Below are 14,025 nucleotides of genomic sequence, written 5' to 3'. Positions count from 1 at the left end.
GTTTATAATCCTAACTATATATCAATGAAAGGGGAGTAATCCCATGGCGGAAATAAGAATTAGAAAAACGAACGAAATTATTTCAGGCGAAGAGAATGTTCGCAATTTCCTAAATCAATTTGAAGTAATTTATGAACACTGGGATATCAGCAAGCTGCCAGCCCATTTGCAGGAGAATTTCACTCTTACTGATGAGCAGAAAGCGGAAGTGCTTGCTACATTCGATACGGAGATTCAAGACTTGGTTGCACGCCGCGGCTACCGCACTTGGGATGTTATCACGCTATCGGAAGCGACTCCCAATATTGAAGAACTGCTAGCTAAGTTCGAACAGATTCACACACATACCGAAGATGAGATTCGTGCCATCGTTGGTGGTGCGGGAACCTTCGTGATCAAAGGATCGGACGAAATAGGTTACTTTGATGTTAACCTGCTGCCAGGCGATCTGATCTCGGTTCCAGAGAACACGGTACACTTTTTCACCCTGACTGACAACCGCAAGGTTGTGGCCATTCGTCTGTTCGTAGAGGAGAATGGCTGGATCGCTCATCCCTATGAAGATCCTAACTTCCAGAAGGCTTAACTAACTGCGATTCGCTAATATTTAATAGTATGAATAAAAAGCTGCTTGCCTCATCCCAGGATGATAGCAAACAGCTTTTTTAACATGACATTCTATACTTCATATTTATTTAACAACAAATTCTGCCGAGGGCATCGAGTGCTGACTATCAGCAGTTACATGAGAGATTACATGATACTTACCTGCTTCAGTGAAGGACTTAAGCATAACATACTTGCCATCTCCCGCCGAAGGTACCGTAACTTTGCTGTGATTCTCAGATCCATCTTTCCATATTTCAAAAGTCACTTCTTGTGCATTATCCACATTCGACCCGTTCTGAGTCACTTTCGCTTCAAAAGAAACCTTCTCGTTCATCTTCGCACTTGAAGGGTTAACGGTAAGCTTCACTTCGAGCGGTTGCGGCATCTCGGCAGCCTCATGATGGGAGTCACTGCCACATCCAGAGAGTACTATTAGAACTAAGCTGATTAACGCCGTTATCCCAAAGCGTTGTAATCTCAACTAGCGCTACCTCCCAAACTGTCAATAATTCCGTGTAATTCATATAAATGCTTGATCTCATAATCAGGTATAATTTCGTCTGAGCGCGTCTTGCCATCGCGGTTCACCCATACCGAATGAATGCCCGCACTTAAAGCTCCCTTAATGTCCGTAGTCAGTTTGTCACCAACCATCAGGGCCTCGGAGGCTTTCACATCAAGCAGGGACAATGCGTGTTCAAAAATAGCGCGGTCCGGCTTTCCTTTACCAAAGGAACCCGAAATAATAATCTCATTGAAGTAAGGAGCCAGCTCGGGTACGCCATCCAGCTTCTCCTGTTGAAGTGCAGGGCAGCCATTCGTTAACAGCAGCAGCTTCACTTGGCCCTTAAGATCGTTCAGCACTTGGAAAGTCTCCTCATAGATATGAGGGCGAGCCCGGCGTTCAGCACCAAATTGCTCAGCCAGCTGGCCTGCAAGCTCCTCATTGTTAACTCCTAGGGCAAGCAGCCCCCGGTGCCAAGATTCTTTGCGGTAGACCGGAGCGATCTTCTCCATGGCTTGAAAGTCCGAATTCACACCAGAATTGAAGTTCCCCCAGAGTCCTTCGAATGGATTAATCCCGATCATCTGGGTGAACGGGAAAGTCTCGTAGGACTCATATAAAGCTCTCGCTTCCCTGCGAACAGCTTCCTCCAGCTGCGTGGCATCCAGTCCTGTGATCTCTGCTGCTGATTTGCATGTGAACTCAAAAGCTTCGGCTATACTTCGCTCATCCCATAATAGTGTATCATCCAGATCAAAACATACGGCCTTAATTGACATTGTGATTCCCCTTTTATTAGTGATTCTCTACTGTAATTTTGTTATTTCTCCCAAATTCTCTCAGACGCTCACCCATTACCTCGGTATTGAATCTGTTACGGGAGCGCATGAAGATCCACTTTTGACCGCTGCCTTTAGGTACAATCGTAACAGAACCCTGACTTAGAACAATCTTCTGGATACTATCTGCGGACAGCATGCGATCCCGGTTGAATTTGGAGGTATACAGAGCATTCTTGCCAATTCTCAGATACGGCTTCCTTATAAAGGTGATAACCCCCAGCATGATATACAGACCGATGGTAAGCCAATACAAGAAGGAATTAATTTCGCTGCCCCCTCCTATGAAGCCAAGTGAAGCATACATTACCCCGAACAGGATCAGAATTGAAGGTAGAATGAAATTTCGGCCTTTGAATGTTTCTCCTTCTCCACTCAGGCCCATCTTACCTGGTTGAATCCCCTGCTTCTTCTGCTGCATAAGCAGTCTTTGTTTGTTCTTCTCAACTTGTTTCTCAAATGAACGTGCCATACTACGACTTTCCTCCTCGGTTGTCTGCTGTTAAATCTGTCTCTTGAACTTTCGAATGAAGCGGCCAGGATACTCGTCTGGAAGACAGCTTACCTCATCAAGGTGACGTCGCTGCTCACCATCCAGCTCAAAATCCGCTGCACCTATATTCTCATCGAACTGCTCAAGCGTACTCGCTCCAAATATGGGTGAAGTGATTCCCTCATGACCCATTAGCCAATTAAGGGCAACCTGAGAAGGAGTGCGATTGACCTCCTCGGAGATCTTAACCACCTGCTCAAGGATGTCAAAATTCTTCTCCGTAGCCCTGTATTCCCACGAGCTCTCACCGCCATTGGCCGCACTGAGCCGCCCTTGATCTGGCTTTGGTCCCCGTGAATACCGGTTCGTGAGGAATCCACCGCCCAGAGGTGCCCATGGTATAATGCCCACATTCTCTTCCAGACAAAGAGACATCATTTCTCTGTCGGCCTCACGATTAAGCAGACTATATTGCTGCTGAAGTGACACATACCGGGCGCAGCCCCTCATCTCACTCACAGCCAGACTCTTCATCAACTGCCAGGATAAATAATTCGAACAGCCAATATATCGTACTTTACCTGATGTGACCAGATCATCAAGTGCTCGAAGCGTCTCCTCTACCGGGGTAGCTTGATCCCATACATGAATTTGGTACAGATCGATATAATCTGTTCCAAGCCTTCTCAGACTTGCCTCAATGCCGTCCATGATATGCTTGCGGGAGGCACCTTGGCCGTTCACATGCCCAGCGGTAGACATCCTCACCTTGCTGGCTAGAATAACTTCTGATCTGCGGTCACGAATACTATTACCTACAATTTCTTCTGATTGGCCGCCAGTATATACATCTGCGGTATCAATAAAGTTCCCTCCAAGATCAAGGAACCGGTGGATCATTGCCATAGAGTCCTTCTCACTGGTTGTCCCACCGAAGGTCATGGTGCCCAAACATAACTTCGACACTGCCAGACCACTTGTTCCTAGATAGGCGTACTTCATTACTTGCCCCCCTCTTGAAATCATGAAATCGTCCACCATGTAATAAGTTAGTTAAATGAAAGTATGTACTTCCGGCCAAAGGCCGGACTAATTATTTATCTACAATTTCTATTGAATCCAATTGTTGACGGAAGTTTCTGCGAATATTCTGCAGATAAATTTCCCGCAGCTCAGCTCTCTCAACCGTTTCTTCCTCAGTCAGTCCTGACTCTTTATGTTTACGCGCAAGCTCGTTGATGCGCTGTACCAAGCTATCAATATCCATGCGTGACTCCTCCTTCAGTTAAGGCATTAACTCTTACTTTGACATGAGAAAAAGAGCTTGTCAAGGCATGTCAAATCCTTGAAAAACTCTCTTGTCAGTTAATCTGATTGGATTATAGCAATTGATCAATTCACAGGGATTGCAAGTACATCCCCAGCTTGAATTTCACTGGTTGGCAGCTGGTTCACTTCTTTAATACTACTTATAACGTCCCGAATGTCTTGGTCGTCCGTCTTGTGGGCGGAGGCAATGCTCCATAAAGAATCGCCAGGCTGTACGATGACCTGAGGAAGCTCGGTTGAACCGGAATGGTTGCTTGAGGAAGCAAAGGCTGTAATCATCCCCGTACAGGTTACAGCGATGAGTAATACTAGGGCGGCAACCCGAACATATATGACTTTGGACATCAAGTGTTCCAAATTAAATTTATGTCTGCTGGGCTCGGCAGGAATTGATTCATGAATACTTTGGTATGTAGAATATCTTAACATGTTCTCTCACTCCAAACGTTTGTTCTTGTTTCTGAAATTAATATAACACGAACACTTGTTTCGTTCAATAGTTTTTTAGAACAATTGTTCGCTTTAATTTTAGAACCATTTAGAACTTACGTTTGTACGAACGGTAGTTCTATGTTATAATTTTTCCAAACGTTACTAAATGGGGTTGATATCATATGTCTAAAGTATCCAGTCGCCAACAGGCGATCCTTGAATTTATAAGAAATGAAGTCAGATTGAAAGGTTACCCTCCCTCCGTAAGAGAGATTGGAGAAGCAGTTGGACTAGCTTCCAGCTCCACGGTTCATGGTCATCTGGACAGGCTGGAGAAGAAAGGTTTCATTAGAAGAGACCCTACCAAGCCGCGGGCAATTGAACTGCTGGGTCAAGAGGATGCAGACAATTATAATCTCTTCGCACATACGGTTGCGCGCGTGCCTGTTATCGGTAAAGTAACAGCGGGCGTACCCATTACAGCCACAGAGAATATTGAAGACTATTTCCCTCTCCCTAACCATTTCGTGAGTGATAAAGAAGTATTTATGCTCTCTGTCATGGGCGACAGCATGATCGAGGCAGGTATCCATAATGGTGACTTTGTTATCGTTCGTCAGCAACAGACCGCCGAGAATGGCGATATTGTTGTGGCTATGACGGAAGATGACGAGGCAACAGTGAAGACCTTCTACAAAGAGAAAGACCATATTCGCCTTCAACCCGAGAACCCTACGTACGAACCTCTTCGCCTCAAGCATGTTACCATTCTGGGCAAAGTCGTCGGGCTGTTTCGCGACATTCATTAACCTTCCTGATTCTTCCCTTCATACAACCACAAAGAAGAGGATGCCGCTCGGGCATCCTCTTTTCACTATTTATAATACTATTTGAATTGTTCAATACCCATGACGTGATCAAATGGAATTGGGCCTAGTTCTCTACTATCCCTACTAATATTCCTGTTATCCCCTAAGACAAAAATATGGTTATCCGGAATAATCCATTTCCTGTCTTCGGAAGGATTCATTTTCTCTTTGATATAAGGCTCAACCAAAGCATCGCCGTTTCGATACACCTGTTGATTCTTAATTTCAATCACATCCCCAGGCTTGCCGATCACCCGCTTAATGAAGAAGATATGATCATTTGTGGTACCATTTATCAGCTGGATCAAAGGGTGCTCCACAATATTGTCCATGAATGAACGCTCACGGTTCACCCTGCTGTCAATCACAACAATATCTTCATAAGCTGGCATGTGTGAGAAGGTTCGGGCAAGCTTGGAGGTGTATGCTCTTTGCTCATCCTGCAGTGTCGGCTCCATCGATTGACCGTCAACCTTATAGGGCTGGAAGACAAAGATACCAATAAAAAGACTTAGAACAAATGCAATGGCGATAGCGGGAATATAACCAATAATAATTTTCAACAGCTTCACGGTAGTTAGCAACCTCCCTTTAACTTGTTAAGGGAAGTATATCATCTCCTATTTTACTAATACAAATTTCCCCTATTCATCCTTCTATTGCCTAGTTATTTCTCATTATGATTGCGGTAAATCAGCTGCTTAGCAAAATGATTCTTCCTTATCTCCGCCTGGATCTCGCGAGACAAGCTTCTGTAGCGCTCGATGGATACGGTGATCCGCCGCGAGGCTTGGTGCAGGTCCTCCTCCTTGCTTCGTTGCTGCTGCAGCATTAGTTCGATCCATCTGTACCACCACATGCGGTATCACTCCCCTCATTCTTTTCTACCTTCTTAATACTCTTGAACACATCCAGTACCGGTTCCCACAATTCTTCTCGTTCCTTGTCCAGAATCGCTTGCAGCCGATCCCGATCCTCTTCAGCTTTATCCAGCAGTCTCCTTGGCACCAAATCTCCCTTAATTATCATTCTAACAAGGACAATCAATACCATAAGCAGGATAAAGGTAAGAAGAACCGCGAGACCATACTTCTCAGCAAGCGGCAGCAGCTTCTCAATGGTTGATAGCTCACCGGATTCCATCATCCTTCCTCCTGTCCGATAGAGTATATTACAATGTATGCTATTACTAGATTAGGAGAGATAGTCAATTCTCTATTTACTTAAAAATTATTGAGGACTATAATTATTAGAACGTATGTTCTTAACGTGAATAAGGGGGTACCTATGCTGTTTTGTACTGAAGAGGACATTATCTGTCTAATTGAACATGATGAATGGATGTTAAGCCTGCTAAAGGCTGCTGCCAGATTAGAGCTGCCGGATTGGTGGATCTGTGCGGGCGCCATCCGCTCGAAGCTCTGGGATGTTGTGCATGGTTATTCCAGTCCTACCCCTCTCGCTGACATTGATGTAATCTTCTTTGATCCAAATAATCCGAATGAGGCATATGAGAAGGAGTTGGAACAGAGGCTGCTATCCATTCAACCAGGCCTCCCTTGGTCTATCAAGAATCAAGCGCGCATGCATATACCTAACAACCTTCCACCCTACAAATCAAGTGAAGATGCCATATCTAAATTCCCAGAGACAGCCACTTCTATTGGGATTTCCTTAAGCTCTAGCGGAGCTGTTATACTGACTGCCCCTTGGGGAATTCAAGACCTTATTGATCTTCAAGTACAACCAACTCCTTTCTTCAAGGCCACTCCTGAAAGGTTGCGAGTATACGAACAACGGATGGACCAAAAGCAATGGGATCGTATTTGGCCGCGCCTCTCAATCTACCGAGCAGACGAACAGTAGTTAACGTTCTGTTAGATGCCCATCTGGAATAATTCACTAGCTTTGACGTTATATTTAATAAGTGGATGATCAAATGGTGCTCCTATTAGGCCCACAACCTTATCTCTTGGCGTGGTTCAGTTATTTAAGCCATACTGGGGATGGTATATTAATGAAGGATGGAAGGTTGAAGGAGATTCTGAGCGATGCGAGGCATACTTGGTTATGGTCCAGTTAGGCGGGATCGTGGGAATTGTATTATGTCTGGTTGGAATTTCCACTAAAAAAGAACCCCTGCCGCTTAAAGCGCCAGGGGTTCTCTCAATCTTAGTACAAAGTAATATATTGGTCACGTTCCCATTGGTGAACTTGAGTGCGGAACATATCCCACTCAATTTCTTTGAGTTCATAGAAGTGGGATAGTGCATGATCGCCAAGGGCTTCGGTAATCACTTCACTGCGAATCAGCTCACCTAGTGCTTCCTTCAGATCAGATGGAAGGCTAGGAATGCCCTCTTCAACGCGCTCTTCCTCTGACATTACATAGATGTTACGGTCAACTGGATCTACAAGAGGAATCTCGTTCTTGATTCCATCAAGACCTGCTTTAAGCATTACCGCAAGCGCAAGATAAGGATTTGCAGCCGGATCCGGGTTACGAACCTCGACACGAGTCCCCAGACCACGGGAAGCAGGGATACGGATCATTGGACTCCGGTTACTGGAGGACCATGCTACATAACAAGGCGCTTCGTAACCAGGAACCAGACGTTTGTATGAGTTCACTGTCGGGTTAGTAATCGCTGCAAAAGCACGAGCGTGCTTCAGTATACCAGCCATGTAATAACGGGCAGTCTGGCTAAGGCCCAGAGTATCACTTTCCTCGTAGAACGAGTTCACATCACCTTTGAACAGGGATTGGTGACAGTGCATACCGGAACCGTTCACACCGAACAACGGTTTTGGCATAAATGTTGCATGGAGACCATGCTGACGAGCGATTGTTTTTACAACCAGCTTGAAGGTCTGAATCTGGTCTGCCGCTTTCACAGCATCAGCATATTTGAAATCGATCTCGTGCTGCCCAGGTGCAACTTCATGGTGGGAAGCTTCGATTTCAAAGCCCATTTCTTCTAGAGTAAGAACGATCTCGCGGCGGCAGTTCTCACCAAGATCTGTAGGCGCAAGGTCGAAGTAACCACCTTGGTCATTCAGCTCCATCGTTGGATTACCCTTCTCGTCTGTCTTGAACAAGAAGAATTCCGGCTCAGGACCAACGTTCATAGAGGTGTAACCAAGCTCCTTAGCTTCAGCCAGGTTACGCTTCAAGATACCGCGTGGGTCACCAGCAAATGGTGTACCATCTGGCATATAGACATCACAAATGAGACGGGCAACACGATCTTCTGCTACCCACGGGAAGATAACCCATGTCTCAAGATCAGGATATAAGTACATATCAGACTCTTCAATGCGGACATAACCTTCAATAGAAGATCCGTCAAACATCATCTTGTTATCGAGTGCTTTAGGCAGTTGGCTTACCGGAATCTCAACGTTCTTGATTGTTCCAAGCAAATCTGTGAATTGCAAACGAATGAAACGGACATTCTCTTCCTTGGCAATACGAAGAATATCTTCTTTTGTGTAACTCACTGTACCCTCTCCCTTTGTGATTAAGTTATATGGTTATTGCTTGAAAAACCGTGATAACTCTCCTTGAATCAGTGAAACCTGACCTGGTCTCTTGCCACCTGTAACGAGTTCCTGCTTGAGCATACGATAGAGCTGTGAGTCCGTCAGAACCTTGCGTTTCTCCTCAGTGTCATTCGTAATTACTGTCGCTTCCTGTGACTCTTTGATCATCGGGGTCATTACCTGCTTAATCCCGGCTATATTCACGCCTTTGTCAATCAATGCTTTGATCTCGAGCAAACGCTCGACATCATTGAAGGAGAAGAGACGCTGATTACCAGAAGTTCTCGCTGGCACGATTAGCTGATGCTGCTCGTAATAGCGAATCTGACGGGCCGACAAATCAGTAAGCTTCATTACGATCCCAATTGGAAACAAGGCCATATTTCTACGAATTTCATCACCCATCGCTCTCAACCTTCCACTTAAATAATCATAATCCCATTCTATGTCATATTGTCTTACAGTGTCAAGCACATGTTAGGAATGCTCACAATAAATTGTGATTAATCATATTTTGAAGTGCTGTAAGTATGCCGTACTTCACATGGGAATAGGTTAGCCCACCTTGCATATAAGCAATGAAAGGCTCGCGAATAGGCGCATCCGCAGACAACTCAAGGCTGCCACCCTGGATAAAGGTTCCGGCGGCCATAATCACAGGATGTTCATACCCGGGCATGTCCCAGGCTTCGGGCACAACATGCCCATCCACCGCCGCAGCGCGTTGAATGCCCTGGACAAAGGCAATTAGGTGGGCTGAAGACGTGAAAGCGATAGCCTGAATCAGATCCGTTCTGGGTTCATCCCATTTCGGCTTGCTCTCGAACCCAGCCTGCTCAAATACTGCTGCTGCAATCACGCTGCCTTTGACGGCTTGTCCAACAATCGTAGGAGCCATAAATAATCCTTGATAGATCCCTCTTGTTGTGCCCAGCATGGCACCCACTTCCCCGCCAATACCCGGAGCCGTCAGCCGGTATGCAGCGAGTTCGACGTATTCAGCCTTGCCGCAGATATACCCACCTGTCTCGGCAAGACCACCTCCGGGATTCTTGATAAGGGATCCCGCAATAAGATCGGCGCCCACCTCTGTGGGCTCCCGATCTTCTGTGAACTCGCCGTAACAGTTATCCACGAATACTATGACATCCTGCTTGATTTCTTTTACCCGCTTAACCATCTCTTCAATTTGGTCAACCCGGAACGAATCTCTCCAATCGTATCCTCTTGAACGCTGAATCCCGATAACTTTAGTGGCCGTTGTAATTAAGCTGGATACCAGGTCCCAATCTACACCACCATCATCAAGCAACGCAGCTTCCTTATAAAGGATACCATAGTCCCCAAGAGACCCGGTACCGTCTCCAGGCTTACCAATTACCTTGTGAAGTGTATCGTACGGACGTCCTGTAATATACAAAAGCTCATCCCCTGGTCTCAGAACACCGAACAGGGCAGTGGCAATAGTATGAGTTCCAGAAGCAAAATGCGGTCTGACTAATGCGGCTTCTGCTCCGAACACCTCTGCGTATACAAGATCAAGCACCTCACGTCCGCGATCATTGTAGGCATATCCAGTAGAACCAGCAAAGTGAAAATCACTAACCTGATGCTTCTTGAAAGCCTCAATGACTTTCCACTGGTTGGTATCTACAATCCGGTCAATCGCCTTGAATCTTGAAGCCGCCTTCGTCTCGGCAAGCTCCATCCATTTCATAATCTGATCTGAAAATACGGCCATTCCCATTATCCTCTCGTTATCCCATTAGCTGTCGCAAAATATATTTAACGGATCCTTTTATGAACGCACTTCATATTCCTTCAAAAGGTAACCGTGCTTCTCATAATCTGCTTGGTTCAGTCTTACTTCAAACAGCAAATCGTCTTCTTCAATTTCTTGCCCGATCACATCGCCAACTCTATAGATGACTGAGCTTAGGTCCCCGCGAGCTGCCGGAATGCGGAAAGTTACCGTCTCGCCGGTTAATTTGTCCTGGATAACCTCGCGGATGATCTCCAAATCCTTCTCATCATAGGCGCTAATCTTGATATGATCTTCACCGGACGGCAGCAGCTCCAGCTGTTCAGGCGTACAAAGGTCCTTCTTGTTGTACAGAACCACCTGCGGAGTCCCGCTTGCACCCAAATCATTCAATATACGGTCAACAACCTTCATCTGCTCATCCCTTGTGTCAGAAGAAGCATCAACGACATGCAGGATGAGATCCGCCTCATTAGCTTCTTCCAGCGTAGCCCTGAAGGACGCAACAAGATCATGCGGGAGATTCTGTATGAAACCAACGGTATCTGTCAAGACGACTTCCTTCCCGCTGGGCAGAATCAAGGCCCGTGAAGTCGGATCAAGCGTAGCAAACAGCTGGTTCTCAATATACACATCCGCAGCCGTCAGCTGCTTGAGAAGTGTGGATTTACCAGCATTCGTGTATCCCACGAGCGCTACCTGTACAACTCCATTCTCTTTGCGGCGTTCCCGGTGCAGCTTGCGGTGCTTGGTTACCTCGTCAAGCTGGGCCTTCAGCTCACTGATTCTGTTCCGGATATGTCTGCGGTCTGTCTCCAGCTTGCTTTCCCCTGGGCCCCGGGTACCGATACCGCCTCCAAGGCGCGACAAGTTCTTGCCATGCCCCGAGAGTCGAGGCAGCAAGTAACTGTGCTGTGCTAGCTCAACCTGGATGATCCCTTCACGAGTCTTGGCCCGCTGAGCGAATATATCCAGGATAAGCTGGGTTCTGTCGATGATTTTGACATCAAGTGTCTCTTCCAGATTGCGGACCTGGGCACCTGACAGCTCCTGGTCAAATATCGCGGTATTGGCTCCCATTGCATCAATCGCTGCCCGAAGCTCTTCCACCTTACCTTTACCAATGAACCATCTCGTATCCGGTGTCTCCCGGTTCTGCACAATTACATCCGCAATCTCAACGCCTGCGGTCTCTGCCAATTGAACAAGCTCATTAAGTGAATATTCGGGATCGATTCCACTGCGTTTAACTTCGTTTGTTACCAGACTCACCAGAACTGCCTTGTCCGGCAGTGTGGTCTTTGTCTCATAGGTTGAATTTCTCATAGATCATTGCTCCCTTTAAGCGACAACGATATAGTGTAAGATCTACTTGTTACTAATCTTGTCAAATTTGAAATCTTCGGTTCGTATGGTCATTAGCTCAAGCTTGCCCGGAGAGCCGCTTGAATATTGATTCAATAGACGAACAGCCTGATGGCGGATGGAACGCTCAATTACATTCCTCACATATCTGGCATTGCTGAACGCGTGAGGGCTTTCACTCTTTTCTGCAGCGAGGTGCTGCTTCAATTTGAGTATCGCCTGCGGCATGAGGATATAATCACGTTCTTTGACCATGCTCTCGGATATTTGAATTAACTGATCAATGGAATAGTCCGGGAAATCAATCTGAATCGGGAAGCGTGAGGGAAGTCCAGGATTAGTGTGCAGGAAAAACTCCATTTCACCGGAATACCCGGCTAAGATGAGTATGAATTGATCCTTGTAATCCTCCATGGCCTTCACCAATGTATCAATGGCTTCCTTACCAAAATCCTTCTCTCCACCGCGAGCCAGGCTGTATGCTTCATCAATGAAAAGAATACCGCCTATAGCTTTTTTAACCAAATCGCGCGTCTTTTGTGCAGTATGTCCGATATATTCACCAACAAGGTCAGCGCGCTCCGCCTCAATAAAATGACCTTTACTTAGTACCCCCATCTTCTGAAACATCTTGGCAACAATTCGGGCTACTGTGGTCTTGCCTGTCCCGGGATTCCCTTTATAGATCATATGGTAGACTTGAGAACCCGCCAGCAGACCCGCCTCTGTCCGCAGCTGCTTAACCTGGAGCAAAGCGAATATTTCGTATACCAATTCCTTAATGTTCTCTAGGCCAATTAATGAATCCAGTTCTTTCTGTATCTCGGCAAAAACTCCCTGGTGCTGTCCGGCAGTCTTGGACACCCCCGCAGGTTCGGAATCAGGAAGTGCCTGTGAGATGACAGGAGGATCACTATTTCGCAGAATAATATTGATCTGTCTGGATGGCCTCTCTTCAGAACGGCCGCCAGCGGCCACAACACGCCCTTGCATGCGGCATCACCTCATCTTAGAGTAGGGGCAGATAACTACTATAAGATTGTATTCCTTCTATGCAAGGGTTATTAGAAGTTTGTCATAGAAATGTATGCCGTATGGCTGGATACGTTATATAGAGAGAGGAATGCCCAGCTTAATCAGCGTCCATTTGCTATAGGCTAATATTTCTCTAAAATGATTGGGTACTTTCTTCAGCACCTTGGATTCTACCAAGCTCAGCTGCGGGTCTATGTAACTAAGAGATTCGGCCATTTCCTTCGCACGCCTTCCGTGAAAAGTATGGGTAATGATGATGGCCGTGTTCAGTTGATACCGCTTCATTATTTCCCTGCTGAAAAAAAGATTCTCATAAGTATTGGTCGCTTCATTCTCTAATAGGATCGCTTGGGCTGGAACATCGTGATCTTTTAAATACTTAGCCATACCTTCCGCCTCGGTATATCTTGATCTCGATGCGTTCAGTCCTCCCGAAACGATGAAATACCGAAAAGAACCCGCCCGGTATTCCTTCAGACTCTGATCAAGCCTCTCTCTAAGCCCGGGACTGGGCACATCCCCCCACATGGCTGCACCCAGCACGATTCCAGCATCAGCCTTGCCATGGACTTCCGTACTGGGTAAGCAGCCAATCTGATACCATGCGTATCCGTGCCATAGACAGCCAAGCACAGCTGCCAAAATAATTCCGCGGATGATTTTGTTAAGCACATAAGGCTTATTGGAGCGAATCATGATCTTTCTCCTCAAGGAACCCACTGCGCCGATGCTCCAGCGACATCAGAAAGAAAGGGAAGGTATGGGCATCAATGGCATGAAGCAGCTCACGGGTAGTCTTGGCGGCGAGCTCATAGTCTCTCGGAGAGATCAGCCTTTGGGTTAGGGCTTCATCCAGCTCATCCTGGTCAAGCACGAACACTTCTCCATTCTTGAGAACAACGATATCCAAGTATAGATCATCGAACCAGGGTACTCCTTGGTCGGTGATCCCTTGACTTTTGCAAATATCTATATACCATTCAATAATTTGCTGTCTATCATCAAACATCGCTGTAACGATAAAATTAGAGCCTTTCGGATAGTACTGCAACCAGGAATAGCCCTTGTCTGCAATTCTGAAAGTGTGATTACCATAAGACTTCCACAGCGGCTCTTTCAATGCTTGAATACTGTACAATGTAATGTAACCGGTGAAATTTTCATTATCCACATAACGTGATGTGAATTGGCGCCGGGTCACACGGCGCCAGTTCGCCCGGTCTCCAAATTTTCGCTTCATGAAA

At 46.3% G+C, this 14,025-nt stretch carries 20 protein-coding genes; 4 read left to right on the top strand and 16 right to left on the bottom strand.

The features are described 5' to 3' along the window. The first annotated feature begins 43 nt into the window (after positions 1-43). Entirely contained in the window at positions 44-586 is a 543-nt protein-coding gene (locus LDO05_RS09115; protein WP_251378518.1) for a 1,2-dihydroxy-3-keto-5-methylthiopentene dioxygenase, read from the top strand. Between the two features lie 105 nt (positions 587-691). Here LDO05_RS09115 and LDO05_RS09110 read toward each other — a convergent pair whose 3' ends face one another. From LDO05_RS09110 to LDO05_RS09085, 6 genes are all read right to left on the bottom strand, one after another. Continuing rightward, positions 692-1,090, bottom strand: a complete 399-nt coding sequence (locus tag LDO05_RS09110; RefSeq protein ID WP_251378517.1) for a FixH family protein — start codon at positions 1,088-1,090, stop codon at positions 692-694. Next, on the bottom strand, positions 1,087-1,893 hold the full coding sequence (locus LDO05_RS09105; protein ID WP_251378516.1) for an HAD family hydrolase: 807 nt from the start codon (positions 1,891-1,893) through the stop codon (positions 1,087-1,089). The genes LDO05_RS09110 and LDO05_RS09105 overlap by 4 nt, the downstream gene beginning before the upstream one ends. 16 nt (positions 1,894-1,909) lie before the next feature. Continuing rightward, positions 1,910-2,425 carry a hypothetical protein gene (locus LDO05_RS09100; RefSeq protein WP_251378515.1) on the bottom strand — a complete coding sequence of 172 codons (516 nt, stop codon included), beginning with the start codon at positions 2,423-2,425 and terminating at the stop codon, positions 1,910-1,912. Between the two features lie 30 nt (positions 2,426-2,455). After that, on the bottom strand, positions 2,456-3,448 hold the full coding sequence (locus LDO05_RS09095) for an aldo/keto reductase (protein ID WP_251378514.1): 993 nt from the start codon (positions 3,446-3,448) through the stop codon (positions 2,456-2,458). Between the two features lie 91 nt (positions 3,449-3,539). Then, on the bottom strand, positions 3,540-3,713 hold the full coding sequence (locus LDO05_RS09090) for a DUF896 domain-containing protein (protein WP_251378513.1): 174 nt from the start codon (positions 3,711-3,713) through the stop codon (positions 3,540-3,542). 125 nt (positions 3,714-3,838) lie between these two features. Beyond that, positions 3,839-4,204 (bottom strand): LysM peptidoglycan-binding domain-containing protein, encoded by a 366-nt coding sequence (locus LDO05_RS09085; RefSeq protein ID WP_251378512.1) that lies wholly within the window; start codon positions 4,202-4,204, stop codon positions 3,839-3,841. Between the two features lie 185 nt (positions 4,205-4,389). On the opposite strand from LDO05_RS09085, the gene lexA reads away from it, so the two are divergent. Further along, entirely contained in the window at positions 4,390-5,016 is a 627-nt protein-coding gene (gene lexA, locus LDO05_RS09080) for a transcriptional repressor LexA (protein ID WP_251378511.1), read from the top strand. A gap of 77 nt (positions 5,017-5,093) precedes the next feature. Here the strand turns inward: lexA and lepB are convergent, their stop codons facing one another. The 3 genes from lepB to LDO05_RS09065 all read right to left on the bottom strand — a co-directional run bounded on the left by lepB (position 5,094) and on the right by LDO05_RS09065 (position 6,222). Next, the gene (lepB, locus tag LDO05_RS09075; RefSeq protein WP_251378674.1) at positions 5,094-5,639 is read right to left on the bottom strand and encodes a signal peptidase I; all 546 of its coding nucleotides are present in this window, start codon (positions 5,637-5,639) and stop codon (positions 5,094-5,096) included. Between the two features lie 104 nt (positions 5,640-5,743). After that, on the bottom strand, positions 5,744-5,908 hold the full coding sequence (locus tag LDO05_RS09070) for a hypothetical protein (protein WP_251378510.1): 165 nt from the start codon (positions 5,906-5,908) through the stop codon (positions 5,744-5,746). Next, positions 5,908-6,222 carry a hypothetical protein gene (locus tag LDO05_RS09065; RefSeq protein WP_251378509.1) on the bottom strand — a complete coding sequence of 105 codons (315 nt, stop codon included), beginning with the start codon at positions 6,220-6,222 and terminating at the stop codon, positions 5,908-5,910. The genes LDO05_RS09070 and LDO05_RS09065 overlap by 1 nt, the downstream gene beginning before the upstream one ends. A 141-nt stretch (positions 6,223-6,363) precedes the next feature. Between LDO05_RS09065 and LDO05_RS09060 the strand changes: the two genes are divergently transcribed. Then, positions 6,364-6,942, top strand: coding sequence for a nucleotidyltransferase family protein (locus LDO05_RS09060; RefSeq protein WP_251378508.1), 579 nt, complete (start codon positions 6,364-6,366; stop codon positions 6,940-6,942). A 111-nt stretch (positions 6,943-7,053) separates the two neighbouring features. Further along, entirely contained in the window at positions 7,054-7,344 is a 291-nt protein-coding gene (locus LDO05_RS18980) for a DUF6199 family natural product biosynthesis protein (protein ID WP_481857033.1), read from the top strand. On the opposite strand, the gene glnA is transcribed toward LDO05_RS18980, so the two are convergent. From glnA to LDO05_RS09025, 7 genes are all read right to left on the bottom strand, one after another. Beyond that, entirely contained in the window at positions 7,249-8,577 is a 1,329-nt protein-coding gene (gene glnA / locus LDO05_RS09055) for a type I glutamate--ammonia ligase (RefSeq protein ID WP_251378507.1), read from the bottom strand. The two genes, LDO05_RS18980 and glnA, sit on opposite strands and share 96 nt — an antisense overlap. Positions 8,578-8,610: 33 nt before the next feature. Beyond that, the gene (locus LDO05_RS09050; protein WP_251378506.1) at positions 8,611-9,024 is read right to left on the bottom strand and encodes a MerR family transcriptional regulator; all 414 of its coding nucleotides are present in this window, start codon (positions 9,022-9,024) and stop codon (positions 8,611-8,613) included. An 82-nt stretch (positions 9,025-9,106) separates the two neighbouring features. Beyond that, positions 9,107-10,360 carry a methionine gamma-lyase family protein gene (locus LDO05_RS09045; protein WP_251378505.1) on the bottom strand — a complete coding sequence of 418 codons (1,254 nt, stop codon included), beginning with the start codon at positions 10,358-10,360 and terminating at the stop codon, positions 9,107-9,109. A gap of 57 nt (positions 10,361-10,417) precedes the next feature. Continuing rightward, positions 10,418-11,707 carry a GTPase HflX gene (gene hflX / locus LDO05_RS09040; protein WP_251378504.1) on the bottom strand — a complete coding sequence of 430 codons (1,290 nt, stop codon included), beginning with the start codon at positions 11,705-11,707 and terminating at the stop codon, positions 10,418-10,420. A gap of 42 nt (positions 11,708-11,749) precedes the next feature. Further along, positions 11,750-12,739: an AAA family ATPase gene (locus LDO05_RS09035; RefSeq protein WP_251378503.1), complete on the bottom strand. Its 990-nt coding sequence runs from the start codon at positions 12,737-12,739 to the stop codon at positions 11,750-11,752. A 114-nt stretch (positions 12,740-12,853) separates the two neighbouring features. Beyond that, positions 12,854-13,477, bottom strand: coding sequence for a YdcF family protein (locus LDO05_RS09030; protein WP_251378502.1), 624 nt, complete (start codon positions 13,475-13,477; stop codon positions 12,854-12,856). Continuing rightward, positions 13,461-14,021 carry a ribonuclease FAU-1 family protein gene (locus LDO05_RS09025; RefSeq protein WP_251378501.1) on the bottom strand — a complete coding sequence of 187 codons (561 nt, stop codon included), beginning with the start codon at positions 14,019-14,021 and terminating at the stop codon, positions 13,461-13,463. Before LDO05_RS09025 ends, LDO05_RS09030 begins: the two co-directional genes overlap by 17 nt. Positions 14,022-14,025: the final 4 nt, after the last annotated feature.

Origin of the sequence: Paenibacillus sp. YPG26 (assembly GCF_023704175.1) — a bacterium.
Classification (GTDB): domain Bacteria; phylum Bacillota; class Bacilli; order Paenibacillales; family Paenibacillaceae; genus Fontibacillus.
This window is presented reverse-complemented; position numbering and strand designations above follow the sequence as displayed.